The sequence below is a fragment of the Streptomyces sp. DSM 42067 genome (assembly GCF_055792885.1).
On record NZ_CM147706.1, the window covers coordinates 2,254,683 to 2,273,833 of the forward strand.

The window sequence follows — 19,151 nt, forward strand, 5'->3', positions numbered from 1 at the left end:
GGAGGGCTCAGGACCGCGATGGTTTCGGCGCGGGGCGCGGTAGGGGGGTGCCGTGTTCGGTGACCAGTGGTCTGCCGGGACGCGGGCCGCGCGACCGACTTTGCCAGTCGGCCAGTTTTACCAGCTCACCCGGCCTGCACGAAGATCGATTTCGGCATGGCCGTAAGTGAGAACCCCCCTTTCGAACCGGACACAGAGCCGGACCGCCCAGGGGCGGGCGGTCCACCGGACGAGAGGGAACAGACTCATGAGCGCTTTTCTGCGCCCGGCGATACCAGGCGAAGATCCGCTGATCAAGCCGTCCACGAACGGAAGCACCGCCGAAACAGCGACGGCGAGAATTCCGAGGCAGTACCGCCCGGTGTCGTCGCACCTCGCGATCGCACCGCCGGTGAGTGTGGTGATCCCCGCCATGAACGAGGCGGAGAATCTCCCGCACGTTTTCAAGACCCTTCCCGAGTGGATCCACGAAGTGGTTCTGGTCGACGGGAATTCCACGGACAACACGGTCGAGGTCGCGCGTGAACTGTGGCCGGACGTCAAGGTCGTCAAGCAGCTCGGCAAGGGCAAGGGCGACGCTCTGATCACCGGCTTCGAGGCGTGCACGGGCGACATCATCGTGATGGTCGACGCGGACGGCTCGGCCGACGGCCAGGAGATCGTGTCGTACGTCTCCGCGCTGGTGTCCGGCGCCGACTTCGCCAAGGGCTCCCGGTTCGCCAACGGGGGCGGCACGGACGACATGACGCCGATCCGCAAGCTGGGCAACCGCGTGCTGTGCGCCGTGGTGAACGCCAAGTTCGGCGCCCGCTACACGGACCTGTGCTACGGCTACAACGCGTTCTGGCGGCACTGCCTCGACGAGATCGACCTCGACTGCACCGGCTTCGAGGTCGAGACCCTGATGAACATCCGGGTGGTCAAGGCCGGACTCAAGGTGCAGGAGATCCCCAGCCACGAGTACCTGCGGATCCACGGCGCGAGCAATCTGCGTGCCGTACGCGACGGGCTGCGCGTACTCAAGGTGATCCTCAAGGAGCGCTCCAACCGGCGTGCGCTGCGGCGCCGCGCGCATACGCTGCGGCTCAAGGCCAGGCTCAACACGGGGATCGGCCCCGGGCTGCACTCCGGACTCAACTCCGGCCGGGGTGAGGTGTCTTGAGCCCGTACAGCCTTCAGGAGGGCGGGGGCCGGGAGCGCGGCGGCGCGGAGAGCCGCGCCGCCGCCCTCCCCACCGTCTCCGTCGTCATCTGCGTCTACACCGAGGACCGCTGGGAGGACATCCTCGCGGCGGTCGCCTCGGTGCGGGCGCAGTCGCTGTCCGCGCTGGAGACGCTGCTGGTGGTGGACCACAACCAGCCGCTGCTCGAGCGCCTGACCAAGGAGTACAAGGAGACCGAAGGGGTCCGTGTTCTCGCGAACGCGGGCCCGCGCGGCCTGTCCGCCGGCCGCAACACCGGCATCGCGGCCTCCAGCGGCGAGATCATCGCGTTCCTCGACGACGACGCCGTCGCGGAGCGCGACTGGCTGCGCCACTTCGCGGCCGCGTACGAGGACCCGCAGGTCATGGCGGTCGGCGGCCGGACCATGCCCGTCTGGGCGTCCGGCCGCCGGCCGGCCTGGTTCCCCGAGGAGTTCGACTGGGTCGTCGGCTGTACGTACAAGGGGCTGCCGCCGGGCCGGGCCCGGGTGCGCAACGTCCTGGGCGGGAACGCCTCGTTCCGGCGCACGGCGTTCGACGCGGCGGGGGGCTTCGCGACCGGCATCGGCCGCGACGGCGACAAGCGGCCGCTGGGCTGCGAGGAGACCGAGCTGTGCATCCGGCTCAGCAGCGCCAGACCGGACGCGATCCTGCTGATCGACGACCGCGCAGTGATCCACCACCGGGTACCGGCCGCGCGTGAACAGTTCCGCTACTTCCGGACCCGTACGTACGCCGAGGGCCTGTCCAAGGCTCTGGTGGCCCGGAGCGTCGGTGCCGGCAAGGGCCTCGAGTCGGAGCGCCGCTACACCACGCGCGTCCTGCCCGCCGGAGTCGCCCGCGGCCTGCGCGACGCCCTGCTGGCCCGCCCGGGCGGAGCGGGCCGCGCGGGCGCCATCGTGGCCGGAGTGGCGGCAGCGGCCGGTGGGTACGTACTCGGGAGCGTCCGTGCGCGCAGGGGTGGCGCCACGTTCTCCGTGGCGGAGATCGGGGGGAGCACGGACGGCGAGGGGGCGGGGGTATGAGCAGGAGATCCGTGCCGGGTCATGCGCATCAAAGGGGCGCATGGCAGGCGCGCGGGTGCGTGCGGGGGGCGCGCGGCGCCTGGCCGCACGCGTGCGCCGCCGTGCTGCGGATGCGCGGGGGCGGCGCGCTGGGGACGCGCCGCGCGGCATGGCGTACGGCCGTTGAGGGCCTGACCGCGCACGGCACCGGACCACACACCGCTGCTGCCGACGGGCCGGGGGTGCACCGCGCCGGAGCACACACCGCTGCCGACGCCCTGAGGACACACCGCGCCGGACGGCACACGTCAGGAGGCGTGTTGCCGGGGCGCGGCACCTGGGCGCACACGCGGGAGTGCCCCGTCACCGGCGCCCGGTTCCGTGGGGCCGCCGTGCCCGGCCGCGGGCCCGCGGCCCGCCTGCGGCGCGGAGGTGGTGCCGCATGAACACCCCCGTGCCCATCCTCATGTACCACTCCATCGCGCACGCTCCCAACGACGCCACCCGGGCGCTGTCCGTGGCGCCCCAGGCGTTCGTCGAGCAGATGGCGCTGATCGGGGACGGCGGGTTCACGCCGCTCACCACCGCGCAGTTGGCGGACGCCTGGCGGGCCGGGCGTCCGCTGCCGGAGCGTCCCGTGCTGGTCACCTTCGACGACGGCTACGAGGGCGTGCACCGGCATGCGCTGCCCGTGCTCGCCAAACACGGCTTCGCGGCCACCGTGTTCGTCTCGACGGGCTGGCTGCGCGGGGCGTACGACACGGGGGGCGCCCTGGACACCATGCTCGACTGGGACCAGGTGCGCGAACTCGCCGACATCGGCGTGGAGATCGGCGGGCACAGCCACACGCATCCGCAGATGGACCAGCTCGCGGACGACGCGCTCCGGTCGGAGGTGCTGCGCTGCAAGGAGATCGTGGCCGATGAGCTCGGCACGCGGCCCGTCTCGTTCGCTTACCCGTACGGCTACTCGAGCCGCCGCGTGCGTCAGGCGGTTCGTGAGGCCGGGTTCGCGCAGTCCCTCGCGGTCGGCAACGCCCTGGCCCGGCGCCGCCAGGGACCGTACGCACTGCAGCGTGTGACAGTGCGCCGCAACACCGGAATCGACGAGTTCGCGCGGCTGGTGGAAGGCCGCGCCATCGCCCGTACGTTCGCAAGGGACCGCGCCCTCACCAAGGGGTACGCCGTGGTCCGAAGAGCCCGACAGGCCAGCCGGAAGGCAACACGTTCCCGTGTCTGACACGACGACCACCGCCCAGGTCGACTCCTCCGCGACTCCCCCGGCCGAGCCGGAGCCCTCGGCCGGCCGCAGGTTGCGGCTGCCCGGACGGGGCAAGGGCTCCGGCGGCAACCCGCTGTTCCGCAACGCCTATGCGCTGATGCTCAACACCGGGATCAGCGCGGTGCTCGGCCTCGGCTTCTGGCTGGCCGCCGCGCGCTACTACTCGGAGGACGCGGTAGGCCAGGGCTCCGCGGCGATCGCCGCGATGAAGCTCCTTGCGGGACTCACCGCCGTGACGCTCACGGGCGCGCTGGCCCGTTTCATCCCGGTGGCGGGCCGCGCCACCGGGCGTCTCATCTTCCATATCTACGCGGGCAGTTCGGTGATCGTGGCGCTCGCCGCTGTCGCGTTTCTGCTGACCCTCGACGTGTGGGGGCCGTCGTACCGTTTTCTGTATGGAACCGTCAACGGCCTGGGATTCATCGCGGCCGTCGTCGCCTGGTCGCTGCTGACGCTGCAGGACGGGGTGCTGACCGGGCTGCGCAATGCGCTGTGGGTGCCCGTCGGGAACACCGTGTTCTCCGCGGTGAAGCTGGGGCTGCTGGTCGCGTTCGCCGTGGCGCTCCCGACCACCGGCGTCTTCGCGTCGTGGGTGGCCGCGATCGCCGCGTCCGTGGTGCCGCTCGGCTGGCTGGTGTTCCGCCGTCTCGTGCCACGCCATGTGAAGGCGACGAAGGACCATATCCGGCCGCCGACGATGCGCGAACTGGGCCGGTTCCTCGCCGGCGACTACACGGGCTCGCTGTTCTCGCTCGCGGTGGTCTATCTGGTCCCGGTGATCGTCGCCGCCCAGGTGAGCTCGGCCGACAACGCGTACTTCTACATCACCGCCACCATCGGCGGCACCATCAACCTGCTCGCCATCAACATGGGTGCGTCCCTGACCGTCGAGGGCTCCCACGACCCGGTGCAGCTGGCCGCGAACACCCGCGCGGCGCTGCACCGCATGGCGCGGATCATGCTGCCGGTGGCAGGGGTGCTGTTCATCGGCGCGCCCTGGATCCTGCGGGTGTTCGGCGAGGGGTACGCGGACGCGGCGACCCCCCTGCTGCGATTGTTCGCGGTAGGCGCGGTACTGCGGGTCGTCATCGAGACGTACTTCGCGGTGCTGCGCGCCCAGAGTCGTACCTCCGGACTGGCCTATTTGCAGGGCCTGTTGTGCTTCCTGGTGCTGGGACTGACGCTGGTGCTGCTCCCACGGATGGGCCTGACCGGTGCGGGTGTCGCGGAGATCTCCAGCCTTGCGGTGATCGTGGCGATCGCCGCACCCAAGCTGTACCGGATCGTCAGGACCGCACCGGGCGAAACGCCCGCCGCCGCGTCTGCCGCGCCGGACGGTGACCTGGCCGATCTCGGCACGCCCGACGTGGCGGAACTGCCGCGCGAGGAGAAAGATCACCACGGGCCCACCTGGGCGCTGCGCAACTCCCTCGGATCGGACACCCTGGCGCTCGGCGTCCAGCTCAACCTCGACCACCAGGAGCGCAGACCGGACGTACGGCCGGGGCCCGGCACGCCCGCCTTCGGGACGGCAGCGGTCAGGGACGCACGGCGGGACGAGGACGCACTCGGCGGGAACGCCGCGGAGCAGCGGCCGACGTGGGCCCTGAGGTCGCGGCTGGCGCTGCCCGGGCCGCGGACGGAGGCGCATGCGGAGGCCGCTCCCGTGAACGACCCGGGCGACGGTGAGAAGAAGGTGCCCGCGTCGGCGGAGGGCAGCGATTCCGCGGAGAAGTCCCCTTCGGCGGAGAGTGCGGAGGATTCTCCGACGGCGAGTTCGGAGAGCTCGCGTACGGAGGCGTCGCGCAGCACGGAGGCCTCGGAGGGGCCGCCGTCGCGGACGGATTCGCGTGGTGGCCGCGCACAGGAGGGGCCACGGGCCGAGGAGTCGCGCAAGGAGAAGTCGGCGAAGCAGCCGGCGGATCGGTCGGCGCGGAGCGCGCAGCAGGAACCGAATGGCCGGGACGACCGGAACGGCAAGGAAGCCCTGGGTGGGCACGAAGCCAGGCAGGCGTCACGGCCCTCAGGGCCCTCACGGCAGGGGGCTCCCGTGCGTGGGGGCTCTGCGCGAGGGGCCTCCGTGCATGAGGACTCCGCGCGAACCGCCCGGCACGCGCGCGTGACGCCCGGCGTCGTCGTGCTGGCCATGCTGCTGGTCAGCGCGCTCGGACTGTACTGGGTGCCCGCGTCGGCTCTGGACGACCGCGACCTCGACCGTATGGGCGGGCTCGGGCTGATCTCCGTGCTGCCCCAGACCACGTTGGTGGGCGCCGCACTGCTGGTCGTCGTCTTCGCCTCGCTGCTGTGGGCGAACCGGCAGCACCGGGTCCTGCTGCTGGTCACCCTGCTCGCCACCGTCGTGTCGCTGCACGCGCTGCCCGCGGTCATCGAGACCGAGCCGCGCTTCGCGACGGCCTGGCAGCACCTCGGCTTCATGGACTACATCGACAGGACGGGCTCGGCCGTGCCCGACCTGGACGCGCGCTGGAGCTGGCCCGGCTTCTTCGCCGCGGCCACCTTCATCGCGCAGGCGTGCGGCGTCACGGACATGACCGAGGTCATCCGCTGGTGGCCGCTCACCATGCAACTGCTCTACCTCGCACCGATGTTCCTGCTCATGCGGTCGATGCGGGCGGGCTGGCGCGCCAAGTGGACCGGCGCCTGGATCTTCGTGCTGAGCGGCTGGGTCGGCCAGGACTACTTCTCGCCGCAGGGCTTCACCTACCTGCTCTACCTGGCATTCGTGGCCATACTGCTGGTCTGGTTCCGCGCCCCGCGCGTGCTGTGGACCAAGCGGCGCCCGGGCGAGCTGGAGGTCGAGCCGACCAACCGCCGCCAGCGGGCCGTGCTGCTGCTCGTCCTGATCGCGCTGTTCGCGGCCACCGTCCCGGCCCACCAGCTCACGCCCTTCGTGATGCTCGGCGTTCTCGCGGTCCTGGTGCTGGCCGGCCGCAGCGAGCTGCGCGGGCTGCCGATGCTGTTCGCGGTGCTGGTCGCCGTATGGGTGGGCTTCCTCGCCGAGCCTTACTGGTCGGGGCACTTCGACGAGATGTTCGGCGGTATCGGCGGCCTCGGCAGCAATGTGGAATCGTCCGTGTCCGGGCGTATCGAGGGCGGCAGCTCCACCCACCAACTCGTGCTGTACGCGCGCGTGGCGCTCGCCGGCGGCGTGATGGCGCTGGCCTGCTGGGGCTGGTGGCGGCGGCGCGACGCCAAGTACCGCGAGCGGTCGCTGCTCGTGCTCGCGTTCGTGCCGTTCCTGGGCTTCGGCATGCAGTCGTACGGCGGCGAGATGGCGCTGCGCGTCTTCATGTTCGCCCTGCCCGGCGCGGCGCTGCTCGCGGGACTGGCGCTGTTCCCGCGCGCGGGCGTCACCGCGGAGGAACGGGACCGCGACCGGGTCAGCCTGGCGCCGCTCGCGGCCCTCATGGCGGGCCTGGTACTGATGGGAGGCTTCCTGATCGCCCGCTGGGGCAACGAGCCCTTCGAGCGCATCAGGACGGGCGAGGTCGCGGCCATGGAGTACGTGTACGCCCACGACGACCCGACGGTCCGCCTCCTGTGGCTGAGCAACGACACGTTCGAGAACGTCACGCCCGCCATGCCGTGGGGCTCGCGCGACATGGAGAAGGTGAGTTACGTCCCGACGCTCGCGCCCACCGATCCGGTGCTGGTGTCCGGCCTGGTCAAGGCGCTCAAGGACGCGGGCCCGAACTCGTACCTGATGGTCAACGAGAGCCAGGTCGTCTATCTCCGGATGGACGCGGGCTATTCGGAGAACTGGGAGACGCGCCTCATACAGAACCTGGACCAACGGCAGGAGCTGAAGAAGGTCTTCACCAACGACGACGCGACCATCTACACGCTGAGCCGGGAGCCGGACGGCGAGCCGGCGAAGGCCGATCCGGGGCCGATCGGTCCGCAGGTGACCTGGACGCCGTGGTCGGTGGTGGGCGCGCTGGCGGCGGTGGCGCTGATCCTGCTGCTGGCGGCGCGCGAGGTGGTACGGGTCGCGGTGGCGCCGAGCGTACGGCAGCTGCGCTGGCTGCAGAGCACCTTCTGGTTCTCGCTGCCTCTGCTGGCGGTGCTGCTGGCCTCGCTGGTGCAGCGGTTCATGACGATGGCGTGAGGCCGGTGCGGCCCGGGCGCCTACAGCGGCGCCTGCGGCAGCCGGGTGAAGTGGCTCAGCGCCCCAGCCACTTCACCTCGTAGGCCCTCATGTCGAACCGCTTGCCGTCGACCTTCACGCTGATCTGGCGGTCAAGGGTGTTCACCACGAGGACCGCCTTGTCGTCGGCCAGCACCCGCACACGGGGTACGTCGTCGGCGGCGACGGACACCTTCTCGTACCGGGTGCCGGGCGGGAACTCCTTGGCGAACCGGGAGAGCAGGCCGAGCATCGGCAGCCCGGTGCCGCCGTCGGACAGTTCGGTGGAGCGCCACAGGCAGCCAGGGCAGGTGGCGCCCCTCTTCTGCGGGTTCCAGTAGAAGGCGGAGCCGGCACCGCCGTGTGCCATGGCCATCAGGCCGGAGGCGTGGACGGCTACCCGGTGCGGCTCGGACCAGGCGTCGCGGTCGTCATCGTCGTCGCCCGGTTCGACGTAGTACTCGGCCCACCACAGGGGCAGGTCGCCGGTCTGCTGCCGCACCCAGCGGCTGACGGCGGTCAGCTTGTCGGTGGCCTTGAACTCGTCCGGGACCAGCTCGTCGTCGACCGTGTAGCTGGAGCCGTCGACGACGACGAAGTCCGCGCCCGCCTTGTGCTTGTTCCAGTAGTCGAAGGCGTCGAGGACGCGCTGGTCCATGGCGCCCCATTCGCCCGTGAGCGCGCTCGACGCGTTCTCCTGGCGGGGGTCGACGCTGTCCATGACCAGATAGGGCCCGCCGACCAGGATGTCCTTGTTGACCTTCTTGAGCTCTTTGTAGATGAGGTTGTAGAGCTCGGTGTACCCCTCGTAGTCCCAGCGGTGCTCGGCGTTGTTCCAGAAGCCCTTGAACTCGTTCCAGACGATGAAGTGCCGTACGTCCGGATAGCGCTTGGCGACGGTCGCGGCGAGCTTCGCGAAGTCCTTGTAGTGGGCGCGGTCGGGTGCGGTCTCGAGGGCCTGCCGGCTCCAGTCCGTGTTGTCGGCACCGGGCTTGCCGCCCTTCATCCAGTCCGGGGCGCAGCAGAGGGTGACGACCGGGGTGCCGCCGGTGGCGCGGACGAAGTCCAGCCGCCGGTCCATGTCCTCGAAGTCGTAACGCCCCTTGGTGGGCTCGGGGTTGCTCGCGCCCCAGCCCATGATGTGCTGGATCTGCGGCAGCGGCTGCTTGGAGAGCAGCTTCTCGGCGCGCTCGACCGCCGCCGGTTCCCCGTGGTCGGCGCTGTACTGGGTGTGGGTGAAGCCCCAGCCGACCTCGGGATCCGCCTTCCCGGACGGGACGGCGGGGGTGCCGTGCACCTTGTCGCCGTCGGCTGTCGTTCCCGTGGTGCTGCCCCCGGCATCCGAAGGCAGCGTGCTGACGAGGGTCACCACCAGGGCCAGCACGGCCGCACCGACACCGAGCAGCGCGGTGAGCCGCCACCGCCGTGCCCCCGAATTCCACCCATGACGTCCCATCAGGGGCAAGAGTAGTGGCGTGTGTCGGCGGTGGCACCGATTCCGCGACGACAGCTCGGTAACGGGGCGGGCGGGACGGGTCTCGCTATGGGCGCGTGGCGCCGCGGAGCAGGCGCCGCGTAGGACGAGGCGCGGGCGCGCCGCGGAGCAGGCGCCGCGTAGGACGAGGCGCGGGCGCGCCGCGGAGCAGGCGCCGCGTAGGACGAGGCGCGGGCGCGCCGCGGAGCAGGCGCCGCGTAGGACGAGGCGCGGGCGCGCCGCGGAGCAGGCGCCGCGTAGGACGAGGCGCGGGCGCGCCGCGGAGCAGGCGCCGCGTAGGACGAGGCGCGGGCTCGCCGCGGAGCAGGCCCAGCCTAGGACGGGCACGTGGCGCGCTCACGGACCGGGCGCAGCCTAGGACGGGCGCGTGGCGCGCCGCGAAGCGGGCGATCGGCGCGCAGTGCGCCGGACGCACGGCTCGCTGCGGAAACCGGATGCACGGGGCGCCTGCGTGGCGGATCATGTCGGCATGTCTGCGAACCCACACGACGCTCTGCCGATCCGGCTCAACGTCGACGACAGCGACTCCCCGTCGGATGTCGTCGACGCGCTGTTCCTCGGCCGCTTCGCGACGGGCGAGCAGCCTTTCTCGCACAGTCTGAACATCGACCGGGTGCGTTCGGGCGCCACCCTGCTGCCGCCGGACGCCACGGTGCTGCGCGGCGCCCGCGACGACGACCGCAGCGCGACGCTCGCCGAGGGCGACGGCTGGACGCTGCTGATCTCGCGCTGGAACCGCGGCGCGGACGTCACCGTGACCGCGACCAGCGCGGAGCTGGCGGAGAAGATCCTCAAGCAGGCCACGGACGGCGCGCAGGACGAGCCGGAACCGCAGCCCGACAACGTGACGATGGGCTTCTGGTACGTGTCGCCGCGGCGCGGCCCGTACCGCACGACCCGCCAGATCTCGGCCGGTACGTGGGAGGAGGTACGGCCCAACTACACGGCGCCGGTCGCCGACGCCATGGACCGGCTGATGAAGACCACACCGGAGGACATCGCGGGCCGGCTGCTCCTGCTGCACGGCCCGCCGGGCACCGGCAAGACGTCGGCGCTGCGCACGCTGGCGCGCTCGTGGCGCGACTGGTGCCAGGTGGACTGCGTCCTGGACCCGGAGCGCCTGTTCTCGGACGTCGGCTATCTGATGGACATCGCCATCGGCGAGGACGACGGCACGGCGAAGGGGCGCTGGCGGCTGCTCCTGCTGGAGGACTGCGACGAACTGATCCGCGGCGAGGCCAAGCACACGGCCGGTCAGGCGCTGTCGCGCCTGCTCAACCTCACGGACGGGCTGCTCGGCCAGGGCCGCAACGTCCTCGTCGGGGTCACCACCAACGAGGACCTGGAGCGGCTGCACCCGGCGGTCGTCCGCCCGGGTCGCTGCCTGGCCCGCATCGAGGTCGGCCCCCTGACCCGCCCCGAGGCGGTCAACTGGCTCGGCCAGGACGCCCCGGACCTGGAGTCCGGCATCAGCCGCGACGGCGCGTCGCTCGCCGAGCTCTACGCACTGCGGCGTGGCACGACACCGGCGTCGGTACCGGAGCCTCGCGGGGGCGCGGACGCGGGGTTGTACCTGTAGCCGTACCTGCAGTGCAGGAGCGCCAGTCCCCCGACCCGAGGGTCACCCCCCGTTGCCGTAAGCCGCGCGCAGCGCGTCCCGTACCGCGTCCAGTGCCGCGGCCTCCGTGAGGCCGAGGCGCTGGACACGCTCGGCGTACGCCTGCGCCGCCGCGGCGGCGGCCTTCGACGCGGCGTCCCCGGCGGCGGCGACGAACGTTCCGTGGCGCCCGCGTGTCTCGATCACCCCGTCCGACTCCAGCGCGCGGTACGCCTTGGCCACGGTGTTGGCGGCGAGCCCCAGGTCCTCCGCGAGGCCGCGTACCGTCGGCAGCTTGTAGCCCACCGGCAGCGCCCCCGAGCGGGCCTGGTCGGAGATCTGGGCGCGCAGTTGCTCGTAGGGCGCGATGGCGGCGCCCGGGTCGATGTCGATCTTCAAGGTCACGTGCCGATTGTCCCGCACGGCGCGGTAATTCGGAGGCGAGCACGACGCCTCCCGCGTAGCGTGCGGCCCCATGACTGTGATCGTCCGCGGCTTTGGCCCCGAAGATTGCGAAGGCTTCGCGCGGGTGCGGCGCGCCGCCCTGCCGTTCATGCTGTCCACCGCCGAGTCCGTCGCCTTCGACGTGGCGCACGCCCATCCGGACGCGCACTACCGGCCGCTGGTCGCCGAGGAGGACGGCGAGATCATCGGTACGGCGCAGCTGGGCGTCGCCTACGACAGCCCCGAGCCCGGGCAGGGGTACGCCAATGTGTATGTGCACCCGGAGCGGCTCCGCCGCGGCGCGGGTTCGCTGATCGTGCGTACGGCGGAGGAGTACCTGGCCGGGCACGGCGTCACCACGCTGTACAGCTGGGTCCTGGACGCGCCGGGCAACCGCGCCTTCGCCGAGAAGCACGGTTACCGCGCGAGCCGGTCGGCTCACTTCCTCCGCCTGGATTTGGCGGGAGGCACCCTGCCGCCGCTCCAGCGGCCCCCGGCGGGCGTCGAACTCCGCACCGCCGCGGATTTCGCGGACGACCCGCGCTCCCTGTTCGACCTGGACGCGGAGACCGTGCAGGACGAGCCCGGCGACATCGAAGCCGAGTTCACGGACTACGAGCACTGGCTGGCCCAGACATGGGGCCATCCGCTGCTTGACCGCGAGCTGACCACGGTGGCCGTGGTGGACGGCCGGCCCGTGGCGTTCACGGCGGCCCGCACGGACGGTGTGTCCCGGTACGCGACCGGCATGACCGGAACGGCGCGCGCCTACCGCGGCCGGGGCCTGGCAAAGCTCGCCAAGAACGACTCCCTTCACCGGGCCCGCGCGGCCGGCTACTCGGAGGCCTTCACGGGGAACGACGCCGAGAACGGCCCCATGCTGGCGATCAACAAGTGGTTCGGCTACGAGATCTGCGCGACGGAGGTCCGGTATGTCCGCGAACTCGGCTGACGGCACCCGCCGCCCCCAGCCTGAGAGCCCGACGGACGCCGCCGCCCGCATCGAAGTGGTCCTGGTCAAGTCCGGCCGTACGAAGATCCGTTACCCGGCGCGGCTCGTCCACGACGACGGCACCCGCATCACGGTCCAGGCCCCGTGGGCGGGCGGGGTCGTCCGCGACTTCGGCTTCGTACGCTTCGAGCCGGGCGACGTCTTCACCGAGCACTACTGGCGCGACCGGTGGTACTCCGTGAAGGAGGTCCGGGCCGCTGACGGCACCCTCAAGGGCTGGTACTGCGACGTGACCCGCCCCGCCGTCCTCTCGGGCGGCGAGCTGGTCGTGGAGGACCTGGACCTCGACCTGTGGGTGTCCGGCGACGGCACGGCGGTGCTCCGGCTGGACGAGGACGAGTTCGCAGCGAGCGGCCTGGCCGAGTCCGACCCGGCTGCCGCGAGCGCCGCCCGCCGCGCCCTGGACGAGCTGGAGCGCCTCGCCCGCGGGGCCGGTCCAGGCGGCCGCGCGAGCCTCGCCGGCCTGGTCAGCCCCTGAGGTCTCCCCCGTCTGCTCGTGTCTCCCCGAGCGCCTGCGCACGACTCACCCCTCCCGGCTCGTACGCGATGGGGTCACCGTCCTCATGCCAGTGCAGAACGAAGCGGTGCCCGGCCCGGTAGGCGTCGAGGCCCGCGCGGCAGTACGCCACCATGTCGTCGGGGAGCGCGGCCAGCGGGTGCCAGCTCAGCCCTGAGCACTTGTCCGGCTCGCTGTTCACCGGCTCGCCGCCCGCCCCGTACTCGGCCTCGAAGAACCAGCCCATGCGCGGCTGACCGCCCGGCCCGCGGTGCTGCATGACGAGTGCGGCGCGCAGGTCGTCCGGCGCGAGGTCGAGGCCGACCTCCTCGTGGGCCTCGCGGATCACGGCGGCGCGGACGTCCTCGCCGTCCTCGACGTGCCCGGACGGTGCGTGCAGCAGGCCGTCTGCGTATCCCGTGCCGGCACGGCGGGCGAGCAGCACCTCGTCGCCGCGGCGGAGGATCAGATGGACGTCGACGACCTCGGTGTGGCGGGCGGCCGTCCGCGGGTCCGGGAACGTCGCCACCACCGCGTACCGCTCGTCGTGCACCGCCCGTCCCCACAGGCGGGCGTCCCCCGAGAGCCGCTCGGTGTGGACGCGGGCCGCGAGCGGCATGAGCATGTCCGCGAGGCGGTGTGCGGGGATGCCGACCGGGGACGTCTCGCCCCAGACGCCCTCGACCAGGACGAGCCGGCCCCCTTGCCGCAGCAGCCCGCACCAGTGGCGCAGGACCGCCTCGGGGTCGGGCAGGGCCCACAGCACATGGCGGACCAGCACCACGTCGAACCTGCGGTCCCCGACCGGGGGTGCCGCCGCGTCGCCGACCAGGATCTCGGCGTCGTGCCCCGCGAGCTTGGCCCGGGCCCGCTCGGCCATACGAGGCGACAGGTCCATCCCGGTGACCCGGTGCCCCTGCTCGGCGGCGAGCAGCGAGAGGCTGCCCGTGCCGCACCCGATGTCCAGGATGTGAGATCTCGCGGAGGGAAGCCATTCCTTCAGCCGCCCCGCCCAGGCGTCCCGCACGTCCGGGTCCCGCAGGCCGTGATCCGGCTCATCGTCGAAGGTGGCGGCCTCCGCGTCCCAGTCGACGGCGGCGCGCACGGTGCTCTCCTGCTCGGAGCTCAGGTCCGAATTCATGCCCCTCAGCGTGACAGCCGCCACTGACAATCCCGCCTCCGATGAGACACCCTCCCTCAACGGGTCTACCTCCGCACACCTCTGCGGAACCCGGTAGGCACAAGGAGGCAGCCATGCGCCGTGTGACCGTGCAGAAGCCCCTGGGAAAGACCACCGTCCGCCGCCGCGCGCGGGAAGAGGCCGAAGAACAGCAGCCCCGCGAGCGTCCCGAGGTCCGCAAGGACATCCAGCGGACCTGGTGGCCGGACGGCTGACCGGAAGAAGCCCCACTCCGTCCGTGTCGACGGCCCCTCACTCCAGCAGCGGGAACCTCCCGGACTGCAGCAGGGCCAGTACCGCGTCGGTCCTGGCCCTCGGAGCGGCGTAGTCCGGGTGCGCGCGCAGCACGGCGGCGGCGTCGTGCAGGCGGTGCATCTGTGCGGCGGCCTCGGCCACACCGCGTCCGCCAGGGCTGACGGGGTGGGTGGCCAGCACCGGCCGCCGCGGGTCGACGCGGCCGCGCGCGACCGCCGTCCCGACCCGACGGGCGCAGCGGCAGAACGCCTTCGGGTTGACGATGCCGCATGTCGACCCCATGAAGGCGCGAATGCGCTGCCGTGCGCGCTCGAGGCGCTTGCGGTACGCGGCCGGGGTGACGTCGAGAATCCACGCCGCGTCCGGGGACGGCAGCTCGAAGATCTCGCCGAGCACGAAGGCGATCCGCTCGCCGCGTTCCAGGCACTGCAGCACCGCCTGCGAGCAGCTGAGCCGTACCTCGTGGGCCAGCAGTTCGGCCTCGGGGCCCGTGTAGTCGGCCGCCGCCAGCCCGTCGGCCAGGTTCTCGCGGAACTCCTCCAGGCTGAGCTGCTTCGCCTCCTGCGGGGTCTTGCGGCGCAGATTCAGCAGGTAGTTGACACCGATCCGGTACGCCCACGTGAGGAGCCTCGCCTCGGCACGCCAGGTGGCGAGCCGGGTGATGACCCGGATCAGGATCTCCTGGGTCGCGTCCTCCGCGTCCGCCGGCCGCCACGCCATGCGCAGGGCCAGCCGGTAGAGCGGATCCTGGAGGAGGTGGACCACCTCCTCCAGGGCCGCCTTGTCGCCGTCGACCGCCCGCGCGACCAGCTCCCGTTCGCTGTCCACGACCGCTTCGGCCTCGCTGCGCACGGCGTCTTCGCTACTCATGGCTCCATCGCTGCGCACGGCATCTTCGCTGCTCACGGCTTCGTCGTCACCTCCTGTCGGCGCAGCCAGCGGGCGACCGCCCATCCGATGGCGTCCGGCTGGTCCTCCGGGGCGTGGTGCCCGCCCGGTCCGACCGACTCGACCTCGACGCTCGCAAACGTGTCCTTGACCCACGCGGCCGTCTCCGGCGACCCCATCCCCACACCGGGCTCGACGGTCATCACGAGCTTCGGCACCTCGGGAGTGTCCCCCATCCAACGGCCGTATGACAGCATGCGCTCGTGCACGTCGGCCGGTTCGCCGTCGATGGGGATCTCGCGCGGCCACACCAGGAGCGGCTTGCGCGAGGCCGGGTCGGGATACGGCGCGCGGTAGACGTCGTGGTCCTCGCCCGCGAGTCCGCTGGTCACCCCGAAGGGGAGGTTGAACTCGATGAACATGTTGTTCTCGAGGATCTTCACCTCTCCCTCCGGGGAGCGGAACGACCGGAACAACTCGGCGCCCTGCGGCGGGAACTCCTCCCAGCGCAACGGCCGCAGAAACGTCTCGATCAGCGCCACGCCCCGTACCCGCCCCGGATGCCGGACGGCCCAGTCCATGCCCAGCGCCCCGCCCCAGTCATGACCGACGATCACGACCTCCTCCAGGCCGAGCGCGTCGAACCAGGCGTCGAGATACCGGGCGTGGTCGTCGAAGCGGTAGCCGATGTCGGGCTTCCCGGAGTCGCCCATCCCGATCAGGTCCGGCGCCAGGCAGCGGGCCTGGTCCGCCACGTGCGGGATGACCTTGCGCCACAGGTACGACGACGTGGGGTTACCGTGCAGGAAAACGACCGGGACGCCGCCCGTGCCGGCCTCGACATAGGCCATGAACGAATCGTGGACCTCGACACTTGCCTTGATCACTGTGTCCTCCCGATGTGAACCGCATCTGCGTTCACTTGGTTGGACACAGCCGCCCCGGCCGCTGTGACGTCCCCGCCGAAAAAATCTTCAGGCGGTACCGGATCCGCCGACGGCTGGGCCGGCAGCACCGGAGGCCCGTCAACAGACCACCGGTGACGGGCCCCATCGGGTTCGCAGGCGAGCCGGAGGCGATGCCGTCCGTCAGGCCGCCTCGGTACGGCGTCGTCCCACCAGCCTCTTCAGCAGCGGCCAGGCGACGATGACCACGATCACGCCGTACACCGTCACCGAGAAGGGCGTGTTGACCAGGCCCGTCACGCTGCCGTCGCTGATCTGCAGAGCGCGCCGCAGCTGCTGCTCGGCGCTCGGGCCGAGGATGACGCCGATGACGGCGGGCAGCACCGGCAGCCCGTAGCGCCGCATGCCGAAACCGATCAGGCCGATGATCAGCAGGATCACCAGGTCGATGACCTCGCCGCCGACCGCGTACGCGCCGACCGCCGCGAAGAACAGGATTCCCGCGTACAGATACGGCCGCGGGATACGCAGCAGCTTCGCCCAGAGCGGTGCCAGCGGCAGGTTCAGGGCGAGCAGCAGCACCATGCCGACGAACAGCGAGGCGATCAGGCCCCAGACCAGCTCCGGTTCGCGTTCGAAGAGGAGCGGTCCTGGCTGGATGCCGTACTGCTGGAAGGCGGCGAGCATCACGGCGGCGACGGCGGTGGTGGGCAGGCCGAGTGTCAGCATGGAGACGAGCGTTCCGGCCGCGGAGGCCGACGACGCCGACTCCGGTCCCGCGACGCCTTCGATCGCGCCCTTCCCCCACTCTTCCTTGTGCTTCGACAGCCGCTTCTCCGTCACGTACGACAGGAACGTCGGGATCTCCGCGCCGCCCGCCGGGATCGCGCCGAACGGGAAGCCGATGACAGGGCCGCGCAGCCAGGACTTCCAGGTGCGCCGGACGTCGTCGCGGCCCAGCCAGGGGCGGCCGACGGGGATCGGTTCGCCGGGCGTGCGGCGCAGATGCGCGGCCACCCACAGGGCCTCGCCGATCGCGAAGAGGCCGACCGCGACGATCACCACGTCGATGCCGTCGGTGAGTTGGAGCGAGCCGAAGGTGAGCCGCTGCTGGCCCGTCATCTGGTCGAGGCCGACGAGGCCGAGGGTGAGGCCGATCAGCAGCGATGCCAGTCCGCGGATACGGGAGGAGCCGAGCACGGACGTCACCGCGATGAACGCAAGCACCATGATGGCGAAGTAGTCGGGCGCGCCGATGTCGACGGCGAGGTCGGCGACCGTCGGCGCGAGCGCGACGAGCAGGATCGTGCCGATCATGCCGCCCGCGAAGTGCCCGATGGCGGCCGCCGCGAGAGCCTGGGCGCCGCGCCCGGCCTTGGCCATCGGGTTGCCTTCCATCGCGGCGACGACGGCGGCGCTCTCGCCGGGGGTGTTGAGGAGGATGGAGGTGGTCGAACCGCCGAACATCGCTCCGTAGTAGATGCCCGCGAACATGATGAACGCGCCCGTCGGGTCCAGGCCGTATGTCACGGGGAGCAGGAGCGCGACCGCCATCGCCGGGCCGATGCCTGGCAGTACGCCGATCGCGGTGCCGAGGAGCACGCCGATGGCGGCCCAGAGCAGGTTCAGCGGGGTGAGGGCCGTGCCGAAGCCGTCGAGAAGGGAGTTGAGGGCGTTCATCTCACAGCGCTCCCATCAGCGGGCCGCCGGGCAGCGGCACTCCGAGCAGGTTGTTGAAGACGACGTACGTGATGAGTGAAAGCCCGGCGGCGATCAGCGGGTCGCGGTCGATGCGCCGGCTGCCGAGGGCGAAGGCCGCGCCCCAGAAGAGCAGCGCGCCCGCGACGGGGAAGCCGAGCGGTTCGATGAGGACGGCCGTGGCGAGGAAGACCCCGGCCAGGAGCAGGACCGTGCGCCAGTCGGCGGGTTCGGACAGGTCGATGTCCTCGCCGGTCTCGGCCTGTCCGCTGCCGCCGCGCAGCACGTCGACGGCGAGGAGGGCGGCGATGACGAGCAGGCCGATGCCGACCACGATCGGCACGGTCTTGGGGCCGATGGGCCCGCGCTGGGCGATGTCGACGTCCATCGTGAGGGCGTCGGTGAGGACGAGTACGCCCAGTGCGAGCAGCAGGGCGCACACACCGAGTTCGGAGTGCTCGCGCAGCCAGGAGCGGCGCTCCCCCGCCTCGGTACGTTCCGGTGTCTGCGTCGTCGTCACAGTCCCAGCTCCTTCAGCACCGAAACCACGCGCTTGTCCTGGGCGTCCAGGAAGGCGCCGAACTTGTCGCCGGTCAGGAAGGCGTCGTCCCAGCCGTTCTTCTTGAGGGACTCCTGCCATTCGGGAGAGTCGTGCAGCTTGGTGATGAGGTTGGTGAGCTTGTCGCGTTCGGCGTCGGAGAGGCCGGGAGGGGCGACGACGCCGCGCCAGTTGGTGAAGTCGACGTCGTAGCCGGACTCCTTGAGCGTGGGCGCGTCCAGCCCGTCCACCCGCTCGGGCCCGGTGACGGCGAGCAGCCGCAGCTCCCCCGACTTGATCTGGTCGAGGTATTCGCCGACGCCCGAGACGCCGAAGGCGACCTTGTTGCCGAGGATGGATGCGAGGAGTTCGCCGCCGCCGTCGAAGGGGATGTAGTTGACGTCCTTCGGGGCGATCCCGGCGGCGCGCGCCATCAGCATGGGCGCCAGATGGTCGGGCCCGCCGGGCGAGGAGCCGCCGCCGACGGGCAGCTTGCCGGGGTCCTTCTTCCAGGCGTCGATCAGCTGGTCGATCGTCTGGTACGGGGAGTCCTTGGCGACCACGACGACGTCCTGCTCCTCGGTGAGGCGGGCGATCGGTGTGGTCTCGGCGAGCGTTGTCGGCGCGTGGTTGGAGCGTACGGCTCCTACGACGCCGAGGCCCATGGACATGGCGAGCTTGCCGTTGCCGTGCTCGCCGACGAGCCGGGTGAGGCCGACTGTGCCGCCGGCGCCGGGCAGGTTGAAGACCTCGATGTTGTGGGTGAGCCCGGCGTCCTCGGCGTTCTTGGCGGCGGTGCGGGCCGTGATGTCGTAGCCGCCGCCGGGCGTGTTGGGGACCATGAAGCGCAGGCCGGGGATCTGTGTGCCGGTCTCGGCGCCGCTGCCGGTCGTCAGCAGCGGCGGTCCCGCGAGCACGAGCACCGCGGCCCCGAGCAGGGCGAGGGGAGTGCGCAGCCGCACGTGTGCCACCACCTGTCGGTACGTCGTCGGTATGGGGACGGGTTCCG

General features: G+C 71.6%; 16 protein-coding genes. 8 read left to right on the forward strand and 8 right to left on the reverse strand.

The annotated features are described in order from the left end of the window. The first annotated feature begins 247 nt into the window (after positions 1-247). From ACSMXV_RS10645 to ACSMXV_RS10660, 4 genes are all read left to right on the forward strand, one after another. A complete protein-coding gene (locus tag ACSMXV_RS10645) occupies positions 248-1,162 on the forward strand; it encodes a glycosyltransferase family 2 protein (protein WP_473177420.1) in 915 nt (304 codons plus the stop codon). Continuing rightward, complete coding sequence (locus tag ACSMXV_RS10650) at positions 1,159-2,226, forward strand: glycosyltransferase family 2 protein (protein WP_473177421.1); 1,068 nt, start codon at positions 1,159-1,161, stop codon at positions 2,224-2,226. The genes ACSMXV_RS10645 and ACSMXV_RS10650 overlap by 4 nt, the downstream gene beginning before the upstream one ends. Positions 2,227-2,647: 421 nt before the next feature. After that, positions 2,648-3,445 (forward strand): polysaccharide deacetylase family protein, encoded by a 798-nt coding sequence (locus ACSMXV_RS10655; RefSeq protein WP_473177422.1) that lies wholly within the window; start codon positions 2,648-2,650, stop codon positions 3,443-3,445. Beyond that, positions 3,438-7,616 carry a lipopolysaccharide biosynthesis protein gene (locus ACSMXV_RS10660; RefSeq protein WP_473177423.1) on the forward strand — a complete coding sequence of 1,393 codons (4,179 nt, stop codon included), beginning with the start codon at positions 3,438-3,440 and terminating at the stop codon, positions 7,614-7,616. The genes ACSMXV_RS10655 and ACSMXV_RS10660 overlap by 8 nt, the downstream gene beginning before the upstream one ends. A 55-nt stretch (positions 7,617-7,671) precedes the next feature. Here ACSMXV_RS10660 and ACSMXV_RS10665 read toward each other — a convergent pair whose 3' ends face one another. Beyond that, positions 7,672-9,090, reverse strand: coding sequence for a GH39 family glycosyl hydrolase (locus tag ACSMXV_RS10665; RefSeq protein ID WP_473177424.1), 1,419 nt, complete (start codon positions 9,088-9,090; stop codon positions 7,672-7,674). A gap of 508 nt (positions 9,091-9,598) precedes the next feature. On the opposite strand from ACSMXV_RS10665, the gene ACSMXV_RS10670 reads away from it, so the two are divergent. Beyond that, entirely contained in the window at positions 9,599-10,708 is a 1,110-nt protein-coding gene (locus ACSMXV_RS10670; protein ID WP_473177425.1) for a DUF5925 domain-containing protein, read from the forward strand. Positions 10,709-10,750: 42 nt separating this feature from the next. On the opposite strand, the gene ACSMXV_RS10675 is transcribed toward ACSMXV_RS10670, so the two are convergent. Next, on the reverse strand, positions 10,751-11,131 hold the full coding sequence (locus ACSMXV_RS10675; RefSeq protein WP_181660913.1) for a GntR family transcriptional regulator: 381 nt from the start codon (positions 11,129-11,131) through the stop codon (positions 10,751-10,753). A 70-nt stretch (positions 11,132-11,201) separates the two neighbouring features. On the opposite strand from ACSMXV_RS10675, the gene ACSMXV_RS10680 reads away from it, so the two are divergent. Both ACSMXV_RS10680 and ACSMXV_RS10685 read left to right on the forward strand, forming a co-directional pair. Beyond that, positions 11,202-12,122: a GNAT family N-acetyltransferase gene (locus tag ACSMXV_RS10680; RefSeq protein ID WP_473177426.1), complete on the forward strand. Its 921-nt coding sequence runs from the start codon at positions 11,202-11,204 to the stop codon at positions 12,120-12,122. Continuing rightward, complete coding sequence (locus ACSMXV_RS10685) at positions 12,103-12,660, forward strand: ribonuclease FAU-1 family protein (RefSeq protein WP_473177427.1); 558 nt, start codon at positions 12,103-12,105, stop codon at positions 12,658-12,660. Before ACSMXV_RS10680 ends, ACSMXV_RS10685 begins: the two co-directional genes overlap by 20 nt. Here the strand turns inward: ACSMXV_RS10685 and ACSMXV_RS10690 are convergent. After that, complete coding sequence (locus tag ACSMXV_RS10690) at positions 12,650-13,819, reverse strand: methyltransferase domain-containing protein (protein ID WP_473177428.1); 1,170 nt, start codon at positions 13,817-13,819, stop codon at positions 12,650-12,652. The two genes, ACSMXV_RS10685 and ACSMXV_RS10690, sit on opposite strands and share 11 nt — an antisense overlap. 113 nt (positions 13,820-13,932) lie before the next feature. On the opposite strand from ACSMXV_RS10690, the gene ACSMXV_RS10695 reads away from it, so the two are divergent. Continuing rightward, on the forward strand, positions 13,933-14,073 hold the full coding sequence (locus ACSMXV_RS10695) for a hypothetical protein (protein ID WP_181660909.1): 141 nt from the start codon (positions 13,933-13,935) through the stop codon (positions 14,071-14,073). Between the two features lie 37 nt (positions 14,074-14,110). Here the strand turns inward: ACSMXV_RS10695 and ACSMXV_RS10700 are convergent, their stop codons facing one another. From ACSMXV_RS10700 to ACSMXV_RS10720, 5 genes are all read right to left on the reverse strand, one after another. Next, on the reverse strand, positions 14,111-14,983 hold the full coding sequence (locus ACSMXV_RS10700) for an RNA polymerase sigma factor (RefSeq protein ID WP_473177429.1): 873 nt from the start codon (positions 14,981-14,983) through the stop codon (positions 14,111-14,113). Between the two features lie 32 nt (positions 14,984-15,015). Continuing rightward, a complete protein-coding gene (locus ACSMXV_RS10705) occupies positions 15,016-15,888 on the reverse strand; it encodes a haloalkane dehalogenase (protein WP_473177430.1) in 873 nt (290 codons plus the stop codon). 201 nt (positions 15,889-16,089) lie between these two features. Then, positions 16,090-17,586, reverse strand: coding sequence for a tripartite tricarboxylate transporter permease (locus ACSMXV_RS10710; protein ID WP_473177431.1), 1,497 nt, complete (start codon positions 17,584-17,586; stop codon positions 16,090-16,092). 1 nt (position 17,587) lies between these two features. Then, positions 17,588-18,124, reverse strand: coding sequence for a tripartite tricarboxylate transporter TctB family protein (locus ACSMXV_RS10715; RefSeq protein ID WP_181660906.1), 537 nt, complete (start codon positions 18,122-18,124; stop codon positions 17,588-17,590). Continuing rightward, complete coding sequence (locus ACSMXV_RS10720) at positions 18,121-19,104, reverse strand: Bug family tripartite tricarboxylate transporter substrate binding protein (protein ID WP_473178884.1); 984 nt, start codon at positions 19,102-19,104, stop codon at positions 18,121-18,123. The genes ACSMXV_RS10715 and ACSMXV_RS10720 overlap by 4 nt, the downstream gene beginning before the upstream one ends. Positions 19,105-19,151: the final 47 nt, after the last annotated feature.

Coding starts and splice junctions, on each gene's coding strand:
- ACSMXV_RS10700 (WP_473177429.1), bottom strand. CDS start 14,983: ATGAGTAGCGAAGACGCCGTGCGCAGCGAGGCCGAAGCGGTCGTGGAC.
- ACSMXV_RS10695 (WP_181660909.1), top strand. CDS start 13,933: ATGCGCCGTGTGACCGTGCAGAAGCCCCTGGGAAAGACCACCGTCCGC.
- ACSMXV_RS10680 (WP_473177426.1), top strand. CDS start 11,202: ATGACTGTGATCGTCCGCGGCTTTGGCCCCGAAGATTGCGAAGGCTTC.
- ACSMXV_RS10690 (WP_473177428.1), bottom strand. CDS start 13,819: ATGAATTCGGACCTGAGCTCCGAGCAGGAGAGCACCGTGCGCGCCGCC.
- ACSMXV_RS10645 (WP_473177420.1), top strand. CDS start 248: ATGAGCGCTTTTCTGCGCCCGGCGATACCAGGCGAAGATCCGCTGATC.
- ACSMXV_RS10665 (WP_473177424.1), bottom strand. CDS start 9,090: ATGGGACGTCATGGGTGGAATTCGGGGGCACGGCGGTGGCGGCTCACC.
- ACSMXV_RS10670 (WP_473177425.1), top strand. CDS start 9,599: ATGTCTGCGAACCCACACGACGCTCTGCCGATCCGGCTCAACGTCGAC.
- ACSMXV_RS10685 (WP_473177427.1), top strand. CDS start 12,103: ATGTCCGCGAACTCGGCTGACGGCACCCGCCGCCCCCAGCCTGAGAGC.
- ACSMXV_RS10710 (WP_473177431.1), bottom strand. CDS start 17,586: ATGAACGCCCTCAACTCCCTTCTCGACGGCTTCGGCACGGCCCTCACC.
- ACSMXV_RS10655 (WP_473177422.1), top strand. CDS start 2,648: ATGAACACCCCCGTGCCCATCCTCATGTACCACTCCATCGCGCACGCT.